The 12,564-nt window shown below is 57.0% G+C and carries 11 protein-coding genes, 1 tRNA gene and 1 pseudogene; 5 read left to right on the top strand and 8 right to left on the bottom strand.

Annotated features, from left to right (window positions below):
* Positions 1-27 precede the first annotated feature (27 nt).
* The gene (yejK, locus tag LRS40_RS14245) at positions 28-1,035 is read right to left on the bottom strand and encodes a nucleoid-associated protein YejK (RefSeq protein WP_231311863.1); all 1,008 of its coding nucleotides are present in this window, start codon (positions 1,033-1,035) and stop codon (positions 28-30) included.
* Positions 1,036-1,169: 134 nt separating this feature from the next.
* On the opposite strand from yejK, the gene LRS40_RS14240 reads away from it, so the two are divergent.
* The 3 genes from LRS40_RS14240 (at position 1,170) to LRS40_RS14230 (ending at position 3,326) form a co-directional block, all read left to right on the top strand.
* Positions 1,170-1,397, top strand: a complete 228-nt coding sequence (locus tag LRS40_RS14240) for a YejL family protein (RefSeq protein ID WP_032612681.1) — start codon at positions 1,170-1,172, stop codon at positions 1,395-1,397.
* Between the two features lie 19 nt (positions 1,398-1,416).
* Entirely contained in the window at positions 1,417-3,177 is a 1,761-nt protein-coding gene (gene yejM / locus LRS40_RS14235; protein ID WP_231311862.1) for an LPS biosynthesis-modulating metalloenzyme YejM, read from the top strand.
* Between the two features lie 72 nt (positions 3,178-3,249).
* A tRNA-Pro gene (locus LRS40_RS14230) sits at positions 3,250-3,326 on the top strand.
* Positions 3,327-3,423: 97 nt separating this feature from the next.
* On the opposite strand, the gene LRS40_RS14225 is transcribed toward LRS40_RS14230, so the two are convergent.
* The 5 genes from LRS40_RS14225 to LRS40_RS14205 form a co-directional block, all read right to left on the bottom strand.
* Positions 3,424-3,777, bottom strand: coding sequence for a hypothetical protein (locus tag LRS40_RS14225; RefSeq protein WP_231311861.1), 354 nt, complete (start codon positions 3,775-3,777; stop codon positions 3,424-3,426).
* A 394-nt stretch (positions 3,778-4,171) separates the two neighbouring features.
* Complete coding sequence (locus LRS40_RS14220) at positions 4,172-5,365, bottom strand: DUF1996 domain-containing protein (RefSeq protein WP_231313895.1); 1,194 nt, start codon at positions 5,363-5,365, stop codon at positions 4,172-4,174.
* Positions 5,366-5,575 carry a hypothetical protein gene (locus tag LRS40_RS14215; RefSeq protein ID WP_231311860.1) on the bottom strand — a complete coding sequence of 70 codons (210 nt, stop codon included), beginning with the start codon at positions 5,573-5,575 and terminating at the stop codon, positions 5,366-5,368. It abuts the gene before it with no gap.
* Between the two features lie 91 nt (positions 5,576-5,666).
* Positions 5,667-6,851, bottom strand: a complete 1,185-nt coding sequence (locus LRS40_RS14210; protein WP_231311859.1) for an MFS transporter — start codon at positions 6,849-6,851, stop codon at positions 5,667-5,669.
* A gap of 94 nt (positions 6,852-6,945) precedes the next feature.
* Positions 6,946-7,206 (bottom strand): DUF2534 family protein, encoded by a 261-nt coding sequence (locus LRS40_RS14205; protein WP_142486511.1) that lies wholly within the window; start codon positions 7,204-7,206, stop codon positions 6,946-6,948.
* 192 nt (positions 7,207-7,398) lie between these two features.
* Here LRS40_RS14205 and eco point away from each other — a divergent pair, with 192 nt between their 5' ends.
* On the top strand, positions 7,399-7,896 hold the full coding sequence (gene eco / locus LRS40_RS14200) for a serine protease inhibitor ecotin (RefSeq protein ID WP_255673205.1): 498 nt from the start codon (positions 7,399-7,401) through the stop codon (positions 7,894-7,896).
* A gap of 35 nt (positions 7,897-7,931) precedes the next feature.
* On the opposite strand, the gene mqo is transcribed toward eco, so the two are convergent.
* Positions 7,932-9,587, bottom strand: a complete 1,656-nt coding sequence (gene mqo / locus LRS40_RS14195; RefSeq protein WP_231311858.1) for a malate dehydrogenase (quinone) — start codon at positions 9,585-9,587, stop codon at positions 7,932-7,934.
* 189 nt (positions 9,588-9,776) lie between these two features.
* Here mqo and LRS40_RS14190 point away from each other — a divergent pair.
* Positions 9,777-11,067, top strand: a pseudogene (locus LRS40_RS14190) (SulP family inorganic anion transporter).
* Here the strand turns inward: LRS40_RS14190 and mgtE are convergent.
* Positions 11,030-12,466 carry a magnesium transporter gene (gene mgtE / locus LRS40_RS14185; protein WP_231311856.1) on the bottom strand — a complete coding sequence of 479 codons (1,437 nt, stop codon included), beginning with the start codon at positions 12,464-12,466 and terminating at the stop codon, positions 11,030-11,032. The pseudogene LRS40_RS14190 and the gene mgtE sit on opposite strands and share 38 nt — an antisense overlap.
* Positions 12,467-12,564 lie beyond the last annotated feature (98 nt).

The following is a 12,564-nucleotide window of genomic DNA, read 5'->3' as shown; positions in this document are numbered from 1 at the left end:
CCGCATTGCGGGGTTTTTTTATGGCCGTTATTTACCGCCGGACGTGCGACGCTGTAGCTGGTCGCGCAGGTTCGGCGGGGTGCCTTTAATGGTCAGCGTGTCGGTCGCCGGATCCCAGAAGATGCGCTCGCCCAGCAGCATGGCATCAAAGTTTATGGTTAACCCACCGCCGCTGCCGGCAAACTTAGTGAGCTGACGCAGGGTGCTGCGATCCGCCGGGAAGCTCTCTTCCAGCTCGTAGCCCTTCTCCGCCGTAAATTCCTGGAAACTCACCTCGCTGACGCCTGCCAGCTCTTTTGACAGCGACTCCAGCTCGATCTCTTCCCCTGCCTGCAGCTGCTCGTTGCAGTAGGCGTACACCTGCTGACGCACGTTCTGGCGCTCGGACTTGTCCAGCTCGGCTTCGGCAGTGAAGTCATCCACCGCCTGCAGCAGGCCTTTGTTTTGCGCTTTGGCGTTCAGACCTTCGCTGGCGCCGAGGAAATCCATAAAGAAGTCGGCAACCTTGCGCCCTACCCGCCCTTTCAGGAAGGTCAGATAGCGGGTCGATTCCGGATTGGTTTCCCATTCGGTCAAATCGATCCGCGCCACGATATCCGCGTGGTTGATGTCCAGATAGTGGGTGGAGCTGATATCCAGCTGCTCATTGACGCGCATGCTGCTCAGGTTGTTCAGCACCGCCACCAGCAGATACTCCACCGCCAGGTAGCGATAGTGGCAGAACAGGACGATCCCGCCATCGGCAAACGGGTATTTAGCCAGCTCATCGCGCAGGCGACCGGTAGCGGCCCGGCTGAAGGCGAGGAAATCCTCTTCGCCCTGACGCTGCAGGCGCAGCGTCTGCGCCAGTTCACTCTCTTCGCTGAACAGGCCATAGGCTTTGTTTTTGGCGCTGTAAACCCGGTGCAGCTCCGCGATCATGTCAACCGCAGTAGGCGTAGGTTCCAGTAACGAATCGCGCAGCACCAGCTCAAGGGTTTGCTCATCACGCTTGATAAGCTGGTGCAGGGCAATCTGGTTGATATCCAGACTCATGATAAACTCTCCTTTTAGACCGGGCCGTATTCAACCACCCGCCAGTCATGTATGCAACCGAAGATAAAAAAGGGGAAAAAAAGCTGTTGCTACGGTAATATGTTGCCCTTTCCTCCACAAACAGATTTCGATTTATGCCACAACTCTCCCGCTATAGTGATGAACACGTTGAACAAATGCTCAGTGAGCTGCTCAACGTACTGGAAAAACATAAGGCGCCAACCGACCTTTCCCTGATGGTTCTGGGAAATATGGTGACGAACCTTATCAATACCAGCGTTGCGCCGGCCCAGCGCCAGGCGATCGCGAAATCTTTCGCCCAGGCCTTACAGTCCTCGGTTAACGACGACCAGGCGCACTAAGGGAAACGAACGACAGTTTATGGTGACGAATCGTCAGCGCTACCGTGAAAAAGTCTCCCAGATGGTTAGCTGGGGGCACTGGTTTGCCCTGTTCAACATTCTGTTGGCGATGGTGCTTGGCAGTCGTTATCTGTTTGTCGCCGACTGGCCAACCACGCTTGCCGGGCGTATCTACTCCTGGATGAGCGTCATTGGCCATTTCAGCTTTCTGGTGTTCTCGACCTATCTTCTGATCCTGTTCCCGCTGACGTTTGTCGTCATGTCGCAGCGGCTGATGCGGTTTGTCTCCGCCATCCTCGCCACCGCGGGCATGACGCTGTTACTGATCGACAGTGAGGTCTTTACCCGTTTCCATCTCCATCTTAATCCTGTCGTCTGGGAACTGGTGATTAACCCCGACCAGAACGAAACGGCTCGTGACTGGCAGCTGATGTTTATCAGCGTGCCGATTATCTTGCTGATTGAGATGCTGTTTGCTACCTGGAGCTGGCAAAAGCTGCGCAGCCTGACGCGCCGTCGTCGCTACGCCAAACCGGTTGCCGCCCTGTTTTTTGTGGCCTTTATCGGCTCGCATTTCATGTATATCTGGGCAGATGCCAACTTCTATCGGCCGATCACCATGCAGCGCGCGAACCTGCCGCTCTCCTATCCGATGACCGCCCGCCGCTTCCTCGAGAAACACGGCCTGCTGGATGCGCAGGAGTATCAGCGCCGCCTGATTGAGCAAGGCGATCCCGAAGCGGTATCGGTGCAGTATCCGCTCAGCGATCTGCGCTACCGTGATATGGGCCAGGGTCAGAACGTCCTGCTGATCACCGTTGACGGCCTGAACTACTCGCGCTTTGAGAAGCAGATGCCGACGCTGGCGGAGTTTGCCGATAAGAACATCAACTTTACCCAGCATATGAGTTCCGGTAACGCCACCGATACCGGGATCTTCGGCCTGTTCTACGGTATTTCGCCGGGCTATATGGACGGCGTGCTGTCGTCGCGTATTCCTGCGGCGCTGATCACCGGCCTGAATCAGCAGGGTTACCAACTGGGGCTGTTCTCGTCTGATGGCTTCAGCAGCCCGCTCTTCCGTCAGGCGCTGCTGTCCGACTTCTCGCTGCCGGCCACCCGCAGCCAGTCCGACGCTCAGACCGCCGGACAGTGGATCAGCTGGCTGAACCGCTATGCCCAGGACGATAACCGCTGGTTCTCCTGGGTTGCCTTCAACGGCACCACGCTGGATGACAGCAACCAGAAAACCTTTGCCCGCCGCTACGCTCAGGCTGCCGGCGATGTGGATGCCCAGATTGCGCGCGTGCTGAACGCCCTGCGTGAATCCGGCAAGCTGGAGAATACGGTGGTGGTGATCACCGCGGGTCACGGCGTGCCGCTGGGCAACGAGCGCAACGATGTCGACTGGTCCCGCCCTCGTCTGCATGTTCCGCTGGTGATCCACTGGCCTGGCACACCATCGCAGCGCATTAACATGCTGACCGATCACAAAGATGTGATGACCACTCTGATGCAGCGTCTGCTCCACGTCAGCACGCCTGCCAACGAGTATTCCCAGGGTCAGGATCTGTTCAGCGCCACACGTCGCCATAACTGGGTGACGGCCGCCAGCAACAATACGCTGGCCGTCACGACGCCAGCCCTGACGCTGGTACTGAACAGCAACGGCAGCTACAAAACCTATAACCCGCAGGGTGAGAAACTTAACGACCAGACGCCACAGCTCAGCCTGCTGTTACAGGTGCTGACGGATGAAAAACGGTTTATTGCTAATTGATTTAAAATTAATCAGTTAGCCTGAACTGGCCTTGCATTAAACGCGGAAATGGGTAGTATAAATTTTACCTGTCGGCACGTAGCGCAGCCTGGTAGCGCATCGTCATGGGGTGGCGAGGGTCGAGAGTTCAAATCTCTCCGTGCCGACCAAAAATCCCAAACAAAACCAACCCGTTGCGGTTGGTTTTTTTATGCCTGAGCAACAGCCCTAAATGGGCTGTGAGGGCATTCAATTTTTCAGACTGAATCAGTGCGCGACGGTGGCGCTGGTCACCACATCAGCGTTATCGATTTTCAGGATCACCTTTTGCTTACCCTTTACCCAGGTCAAAGGCTGCGTATTTTTAAAACCATATCCCTCAAGCGCGCTGTAAGCTGCATCAACCTTTTGCCCTCGAACGCTGTCGCGCAGAAAGTTGTTCAGCTCTGCGGATTTCTGGTTCTCCGCTTTGGTTTTATGAACATCACAGCTGCCGTCCATCTCAGTCTGCTGATTACACCCGGAGCGGATAAGCTGCTCGCGGAAACTGGCGTTAATTGCCATTGCTGGCCCGGAAACTAACGAGGAAAGCACAACAGCGATCAGTAATTTTTTAACCATACCCGTACCCACCAAATATAAAGAAAGATGCTGAAAAACAGAGAGTCAGCCGCACTCTGAACAGTGCTTTACGCTGCTTAAAAACCACACAGTGTTAATTCGCGATGAAAATTAGCATTGCGTGCTGTGATTCACAAACGAAATTGTATTAAAGGGAAACTAATAAGTTATTGATATGAATCAGGGAGAGATGCCAGGCCGTTGATGATTAAAGAGTATTTTTTGATTTCAACGCGTTTGATGGGTGTTTCAAATGAAATAAGCGTGAGCCGGTCGTATTTGTAACCAACTGAATTGAATGTCTTTTGCTTACCCTCGCGATAAGTGTAATCATTTGTAAAGGAAGACAAAGCCGGCCCGTCAGCGGGCCGGCTGCTGCATGGCATCCTGCTGGTTAGATTTCCGGGGTATGTTTGTATCCGGTCAGCATCAGCAGCAGGCTCTCTTTTGAATCTGCCGGGCTGAACTGATAGTGGTTGCCCTGACGGTCGCCACCGATGTACCAGGAGATTTCCGTCTTGCCTGCGGCCAGGGCTTTACGCACCGCCTTATCGACATCCACCATCCGGTACTCACGCTTGTTGTTGAGATACAGGACAGCATCCGAGCTGTAGTTGCAGGAAGGCCGGGTTTTCCAGGTGACGGTAGCCGGATCCCAGTCGTTGCTGGCCGGATAGAAGAAGATCTGATCCGCGCCGTTGGCTTCGACTTTCCCGCCATAGATGCGGATCTTGTATTTGAAGAGGGCGGGATCCTGGCCGGCCGGCAGCGCAGGGATCTTAAATTTCACCAGGCTCATGGTCTCCACGTTACGGGTACGGCCGCCGTTTTTCCAGTTATCCTGGATTAACAGGGTCTGCGCCGTCGGAACCGGCGTGGTCGGCGTCTCGCTGCTCACCCAGACATTCGCCAGCGCCTTCGAATAGCCGTAAGGCACGTTGGTGCCGCAATCCATGCCCTGATTCATGCACATCTCGGTCATAAAGCGCGCCGCATCTTCAGTCCAGCCGTTCATAAAGTCGGCATGAGCGGTATAGAGACTGCCCCAGTGCTCCTCGCGCGCATCGCCATTCATGGTGGGATCAAGCGACAGCTGCGCTTTCGCCGTATCCAGAGAGGTGATGCCGTGCAGCACCCAGGCCACGTTCATGTTCACCGTCGGGAGCTTCACCGGGAAGCCGGAAGGACACTGCCCTTTCACATCGTAAACGGCATTGGCCATCCCGTGGTGCGGCTTCAGGTTGATGCCGTCCCAGCAGTTGGGGAACTGGATCCCGATATTAAACTGCACGGCATCATTGGCTTTTCTCAGCCCACAGACTTCACCCACTGTATTTGTGTAACCTTTACCGTTGGCGCATAAAAAGGTGATCCGCAAGTTGGGTTTCGTACCATGGTGATCGCCTGCAAGCATCTCCAGCCCGGCGGGGAATGGGCTGAGCGGATACTGATCGACGTTATTGGCCTGATAATAGGTTTTCTGATACGCCGGCTTCACTACCGTGCCGTCCGGGAGACGCAGGGAGGGCACCCAGTAAGCCGAGCTGTCGGCTTTGTTATCACAGGTGGTTTCTGGCTGCTGGCGCAGCTAATCATAAGAGGAGTAAGCATCGGTGCGGGTATTACCGAAAAAGTCGTGCCACATCGCCTGATTGACTTTGCCAAACATCATGATGGCGTCATCGCCCAGGGTGTGGTTGTAAGCGCAGACGACGTGCGCCTGCGGGCCGGCATGGGCGTATAGTGATGGCAGCAGCAGGGCTGACGCCAGCGCAGTATAAAGTGTGGTCCTTTTCATAAAAATCTCCTGAAAGAAAGGACCACATTGGTAACAAAACGGTGCTAACTCGCCGAATTTTTTACTGAATACTTTTCCGCTATTGTGCGCTTTACAAGGTCGCCGGACGCCTGAGCAGGTACGCCAGCGTCACGATGCAAATCGCCGCTCCGGCATAGAAGGTGTATTCCGCGCCCCACGTCTCCCAGATAATGCCCGCCCCCAGGCTGGCAATCAGCAGCGCCACGCCGCTCACCATGCTGAAGAGGCCAAAGGCGGTACCGCGCAGGTCGGCGGGTGCCGTTTTTGCAATCATCGCGGTCAGCAGCCCCTGAGTCATTCCCATATGGATGCCCCACAGCGCCACGCCGATGATGATCCCCGCCCAGTGGGTGCTCAGCGCCAGTACAATATCCGCCGCGATCAACACCGCCAGCCCCCACTGCAGCAAACGGGTGTGGCTCATGGCATCGGAGAGTTTGCCGAACGGATAGGCCGAAAAGGCGTAAAGCAGGTTCATGGCGACCATCACCAGCGGGATGAGCGCCAGCGGAATACCGGATTGCTGGGCCCGGAGCACCAGAAATGCCTCGCTGAAGCGGGCCAGGGTAAAGACCGCGCCCAGGCCAATCACCCACCAGCAGCTGGCGCCGAGGCGCTTCAGGTTCTCTTTTTTAATCGGATTGGTACGCTTGTGCGCAATCGGAGAGGCGGGTTCATGGAGACCAAAAAAGAGCAGCGCGACGGCAAGCACGCCGGGAATAACGGCGATCCAGAAAATAGTGCGGAAATCGTCGTTCCACAACAGCATCATGCCCACGGCCAGCAGCGGGCCAAGGAAAGCGCCGAGGGTGTCCATCGACTGCCGCAGCCCGTAGGCTGCACCGCGCAGTTCAGGCGGCGTCACGTCGGCCACCAGCGCGTCACGGGGGGCACCGCGGATCCCCTTCCCCACCCGGTCGATTAAGCGTGCCCCGAGGATCATGCCCGACGAGGAGGCGAGCGCAAACAGCGGCTTGCTGGCGGCACCCAGCCCGTAGCCCAGCAGCGCCAGACCTTTGCGTTTCCCCAGATAGTCGCTGATGGCGCCGGAGAAGACCTTGACGATCAGCGCCGTGGCTTCCGCCAGCCCTTCGATAAGACCAATAAAGATGACGCTGGCGCCCAGCGTGGTCACCATAAACAGCGGTAATAAGCTATGGATGATCTCCGAGGAGATATCCATCAACATGCTGACGCCGCCAACGACCCAGACCCCTTTTGGGATCCGGCTCAGCGTGGAAAACCGGGAGTCCATGCTCCACTCCTGCTATCGGGAAAACAGGTATTTAACCCGAAAACGGTGCAGGAGGGAATGCGAATAAATATCGTTAATATCGAAGCGGGAAAACTCAGTGCTTCTCGCTGTCCCCGAGGAAAAAGATCCCCAGCGGGATAGCCAGCAGAACGGTAAAGACCGTGCTGTAGACCAGCACCATCGCCGATTGCAGAACGAACATGCTGGTGGTCCACTCCGTCAACGGAATGTTGTACTGCTCAACCACGCCGACGATCGTCACACGCCCCACCCCAATCACCGCAATCAGAAACACCGTCAGCAGTGCCAGCAGAAATTTTTTCCCCGCCGGGGTGTTAAGTTTTTGGCGTACCATGCATTTATTCCTTCACAGATGAATAACAATGATTGCCGCTCACCCTACCACGATCGGCCCTCCGGCACCAACCCAGAATTTAAAACCACAACAAAGGCAAATTGTCAGTGATATACACCAGATAAAAATAAAATACAGGCAAAAAACACCAGATATGATAGTGTAGGCATGACCCGTTTGACATAAAAAGGAATGACTGTGAAAAACGCATCTAAAAGCATCGTCGCCCTGATGGCACTGGCCTGCGCCAGCGCATATGCCGCCCCTGCCGCTCAATCGCTTGAGAAAACGGCCCCTTATCCGCAGGCGGAGCATGGGATGAAGCGCCAGGTTATCGACCTGCCCGCGCAGAAAGATGAAGCGAATTATAAAGTTGAGCTGCTGATCGGCCAGACGCTGGAAGTGGACTGCAACGTGCACCGCCTCGGCGGGCAGTTAACCAGCAAGACGCTGGAAGGCTGGGGCTATGACTATTACGTCTTTGATAAGGTTACCTCGCCGGTCTCCACCATGATGGCCTGCCCGGAAGGGAAAAAGACCGCCAAATTTGTGACCGCGAATCTGGGTGAGCATAGCCTGCTGCGCTACAACAGTAAGCTGCCGATTGTGGTCTATACGCCGGACAACGTTGAGGTGAAATACCGCGTCTGGCAGGCAGATGAGAAGGTCGAAAACGCCGTTGTGCGTTAAAAAAAAGCCGGGTTAGTTAACCCGGCTTTTTTGCATCAGAGCGCGATATCCGCGACCGGTTTGCTTTCCGGCTGGGACGTCGCCTGCGGCTGAGCCTGAGGCGCCGCATCCGGTGCCTGCGGCTTTTCATACTTCAGCTGCAGCACGCGGCTGGTGTACTCCAGCTCCTGCTCGGTGGCGTCAACGTTACCGTTCAGCGCCGTACCGTAAGACGGAATAATGGTCTTCAGTTTCGCCTGCCATTCCGGGCTGGCGACTTTGTCTTTGAACACTTTTTCCATCAGATGCAGCATAATAGGTGCCGCAGTGGATGCGCCCGGGGATGCCCCCAGCAGCGCGGCTACGGTGCCCTCTTTATCGCTGACCACTTCGGTGCCCAGACGCAGCACGCCGCCTTTCTCTTCGTCACGCTTGATGATCTGCACACGCTGACCCGCCTGCCACAGACGCCAGTCCGCTTTCTTCGCGTCCGGGTAGTACTCTTTCAGCGCCTCGAAGCGATCGTCATCGGAGAGCATCACCTGGCTAATCAGGTACTTCACCAGATCGAAGTTATCCAGACCAACATCGACCATTGGCCCCACGTTCGAGGTGGTGGTTGAGCTCAGCAGATCCCACAGCGAGCCGTTCTTCAGGAACTTGGTCGAGAAGGTGGCGAACGGCCCGAACAGCACCACGCGCTTGCCGTCAAGGATACGGGTATCGATGTGCGGGACCGACATCGGCGGCGCGCCCACGGAGGCCTGGCCATACACTTTCGCCAGATGGCGGTTCACCACTTCCGGGTTTTCCGACACCAGGAACTGGCCGCCAACCGGGAAGCCCGCATAGTTATCCGCTTCCGGAATGCCGGTCTCCTGCAGCAGCTTCAGCGCCGCGCCGCCCGCACCGATAAAGACGAACTTCGCCTTGATGACGTGCTCTTCTTCATTGTGCTTCAGATCGGCAACGGTCACGCTCCATGAGTTGTCCGCGTTACGCTTAAAGCCGCGCACTTCGCTGTTCAGCGACAGGTTGAAGTTCTCTTTTTTCTGCAGAGAGCCCACCAGCTGGCGGGTGATTTCGCCGTAGTTAACGTCGGTACCGATTTCGGTACGGGTCGCGGCCACTTTCTGGTTCGGGTCACGCCCTTCCATGACCAGCGGTGCCCACGCCTTGATCTGGGCGTGATCTTCGGAGTACTTCATCCCGCGGAACAGCGAGCTTTGCTGCAGGGCAGCATAACGGCCGCGCAGGAAGTTAACGTTGTCGTCGCCCCAGACAAAGCTCATGTGCGGCACGGTGTTAATAAAGCTATGCGGATCGTGCATCACGCCGCTGTTCACCTGGTGAGACCAGAACTGACGGGAGATCTGGAACGCTTCGTTGATCTCCACGGCTTTCTCAATACTGATGGAGCCGTCTTTCTTCTGCGGGGTGTAGTTCAGCTCCATTAAGGCCGAGTGACCGGTCCCGGCGTTATTCCAGCCGTTGGAGCTCTCCTGCGCCACGCCGTCCAGACGTTCCACCATGGTCATGGACCAGTCCGGCTGAAGCTCCTGCAGATAGGTTCCGAGCGTGGCGCTCATGATCCCGCCGCCAATTAACAGAACGTCCGTTTCCTGATCCTGCGATGCCTGAGCCTTCGCCGCCATCGGGGCAGCACTAAGGCTTGCCGCCGCAGCCAGCAACAGGGCAGTCATTTTTTTCATAATTAATGCCTTCGTAATAAGCGTATTGTTCGCTATTTATGCAGATGAAGTCGAGTGCGGCGCCACGGTAGCAATATTTAAATATTGTTTAAAGGTTAAATAATTATTGTAATTATGATAATTAATGTCGCGGTATTTGTAGGGACATGGCACGTGCTGCGCTGGAAACGCGCGCGTTTTCCCGCTACTATGCTGCCCTTTGTGATCGGCCGCACAGATCCTGCCCACCGCCACTAACCTGCGAAAAACTATGTCTCCAACACACGCTTCTCCCCATACTCTTGCCGTTCTGCGTTCTCCGTCGCTGTTGACGCGTGAAATCCTGGCCGGTGTGATCACCGCCCTGGCGCTTATTCCGGAGGTGATCTCCTTCTCCGTGGTGGCGGGCGTCGATCCGAAAGTGAGCCTGTTCGCGTCGGTGGTGCTGTGTCTGGCGCTGTCGGTAATGGGCGGACGTCCGGCGATGGTGACCGCCGCCGCGGGTTCAGTGGCGCTGGTGATTGGGCCGATGGTTCATCAGCATGGCGCGCAGTATATTCTGCCGGCGGTGCTGCTGGCGGGGCTGATCCAGATCCTGTTCGGCGCGCTGGGGATGGCGCGCCTGATGCGCTTTATTCCTCAGGCGGTGATGACCGGGTTTGTAAACGCGCTGGGGATTTTAATTTTCTTTGCCCAGGTGCCCCACTTCTGGAGCAAAAGTCCGCTGATTGTCGGCCTGTTTGTTCTGACCCTGCTGATTGTGCTGTGGGCGCCCCGCTACATTAAAAGTATTCCTTCCCCGCTGATTGCGATTGTGGTTCTGACCCTGTTTACCGTCACCAACGGCCAGCTGCTGCCGACCGTCGGCGACGAAGGCTCTATCGGCGGCGGCCTGCCGGGGATCACCCAGATGCTGGTGCCCCTCAATCTGCAAACCCTGAGCATTATCTGGCCCTGCGCGCTAAGTATTGCTTTCGTCGGCCTGATGGAGTCGCTGCTGACGGCAAAACTGGTGGATGAGCTGACCGCTACCCCGTCCAGCAAGCGCCGCGAGAGCATGGGGCTGGGCGTGGCCAATATCATGGCCGGCTTCTTCGGCGGGATCGCCGGATGCGCGATGATCGGTCAGACCATCGTTAACGTTGAAATGGGCAAGGGGCGCAGCCGCGTCTCCACTTTCGCCGCCGGGCTGGTGCTGCTGCTGTTGGTCACTGCCCTGAGCGACGTGATGGCTAAAATCCCGATGGCGGTGCTGGCGGGGATCATGGCGATTGTTGCCATTAAGACCTTCAACTGGCAGAGCATTCGCCCTGCCGCGGTGAAAGGCGCGCCCGTCGCGGAAACCCTGGTCATGCTGGTGACCGTTGCGGCCACCGTCTCAACCGGCAATCTGGCAATTGGCGTGCTGGGCGGGATTATCGTCATGGCGATCCTCCCTGCCCGCCTGCGACGCAGCAGCGCCGCTACAGCAGAAACAGCGTCGCCAGCCCAAGAAAAATAAAGAACCCGCCGGTATCGGTGATGGCGGTGATCATCACGCTCGACCCCACTGCGGGGTCGCGCCCGAGGCGGGTCATCACCATCGGAATGATCACTCCCATCAGCGCCGCCACCAGCAGGTTTAGTACCATCGCCAGGGTCATTACCCCGCCCAGCGCCATATCGTCGTACAGCCACCAGGTGACGCCCCCCATAATCCCGCCCCACACCAGGCCGTTGATCAGCGCCACGCCCAGCTCACGCAAAATCAGGAAGGTAAAGTTGCCCGGCTGAATATGCTGCAACGCCAGGGCGCGCACGATCATGGTGATGGTCTGGTTGCCGGTATTGCCGCCAATGCCGGCCACGATGGGCATCAGGGAAGCCAGCGCCACCAGCTGCGAGATGGTGTGTTCGAAGCCGTCAATCACCCGCGAGGCGATAAAGGCGGTGCAGAGGTTGATCGCCAGCCACGCCCAGCGGGTTTTCACCGCCTTGCTCACCGGAGCATAAACATCCTCTTCCGCGCTGAGTCCCCCGAGGGCGCGCATATCGTTATCGGTCTCTTTATAGACCACATCGACGATCTCATCGATGGTCAGTCGCCCCAACAGCTTGCCCACCGCGTCCACCACCGCGGCGCTGAGCAGGTTGTCACGCTCAAAGGTGCGGGCGGCTTTCTCGGCATCATCTTCCGGGGAGAAGAGCATCGGCTGGGGGTCCATCACCTCGCTGACCTTGCTCTGGGCGCTGTTGAGCAGGATGGTCTGCAGCTTCAGCTCGCCGAGCAGGGTTTTATCCCGGGAGGTGACAAAGAGTTTGTCGGTGTTCTTCGGCATTTTGCCGAGCCGACGCAGGTAGCGCTGGACCGTGCCCAGGGTTACGTCCGGGCGCACGGTGATCACGCTGAACTCCATGATCGCCCCGACGCGATCCTGCTCATAATGCATGACCTGGTGGACGCGGGCGCGATCCTGAGGCGGCAGCGACGCCAGCAGGCGTCCGGTCAGGTTGCGCGGCAGGTGCTGAACCAGGTAAATCTGATCGTCGATATCCAGGGTACGCAGCGCGTCGAGGATCGCGTTGTCGCTCATCTCATCGATCAGATCTTCCCAGACGTTCTCGGACGCCTCCACCAGCACCTGACCGCGCTCGTGATCCTGCACTAGCCGCCACAGGGCATGGCGCTCTTCCGAGGGTAAGGCTTCGAGGGTGTCGGCCAGATCCGGCGGCGGCAAATGCGCCACCAGCGCCCCTACCTCAGCAATATCGTCGGCTAAGGTCCCGACATCATATTGCTCAGCCAGGGTCAGTTTACCCAGCAGGGTGGAGGTGAGCGCTTTGTCGGTGGTCATCAGCCAGATCAGGCGCGCACGCTCTTCATCGCGCAGCCGTGCGCTGTTTTTGCTTAATGCAGACATTAATCATAAATCCATTAAATGAGTTGGCATTAAGCATAGCGCGGGGTTGTGTAAATTTTAATAAACGAATCGGCGGGAAGAGCAAAAAATCGGCAGTT

Origin of the sequence: Leclercia sp. G3L, assembly GCF_021117075.1 — a bacterium.
Taxonomy (GTDB): Bacteria; Pseudomonadota; Gammaproteobacteria; order Enterobacterales; family Enterobacteriaceae; genus Enterobacter; species Enterobacter adecarboxylatus_C.
This window is presented reverse-complemented; position numbering and strand designations above follow the sequence as displayed.

Excerpts from the sequence above, each read along its gene's own strand:
- yejK (WP_231311863.1), bottom strand. The coding sequence starts at position 1,035 with ATGAGTCTGGATATCAACCAGATTGCCCTGCACCAGCTTATCAAGCGT.
- eco (WP_255673205.1), top strand. The coding sequence starts at position 7,399 with ATGACTGTGAAAAACGCATCTAAAAGCATCGTCGCCCTGATGGCACTG.
- yejM (WP_231311862.1), top strand. The coding sequence starts at position 1,417 with ATGGTGACGAATCGTCAGCGCTACCGTGAAAAAGTCTCCCAGATGGTT.
- LRS40_RS14205 (WP_142486511.1), bottom strand. The coding sequence starts at position 7,206 with ATGGTACGCCAAAAACTTAACACCCCGGCGGGGAAAAAATTTCTGCTG.
- mgtE (WP_231311856.1), bottom strand. The coding sequence starts at position 12,466 with ATGTCTGCATTAAGCAAAAACAGCGCACGGCTGCGCGATGAAGAGCGT.
- LRS40_RS14225 (WP_231311861.1), bottom strand. The coding sequence starts at position 3,777 with ATGGTTAAAAAATTACTGATCGCTGTTGTGCTTTCCTCGTTAGTTTCC.
- mqo (WP_231311858.1), bottom strand. The coding sequence starts at position 9,587 with ATGAAAAAAATGACTGCCCTGTTGCTGGCTGCGGCGGCAAGCCTTAGT.
- LRS40_RS14240 (WP_032612681.1), top strand. The coding sequence starts at position 1,170 with ATGCCACAACTCTCCCGCTATAGTGATGAACACGTTGAACAAATGCTC.
- LRS40_RS14210 (WP_231311859.1), bottom strand. The coding sequence starts at position 6,851 with ATGGACTCCCGGTTTTCCACGCTGAGCCGGATCCCAAAAGGGGTCTGG.
- LRS40_RS14215 (WP_231311860.1), bottom strand. The coding sequence starts at position 5,575 with ATGAAAAGGACCACACTTTATACTGCGCTGGCGTCAGCCCTGCTGCTG.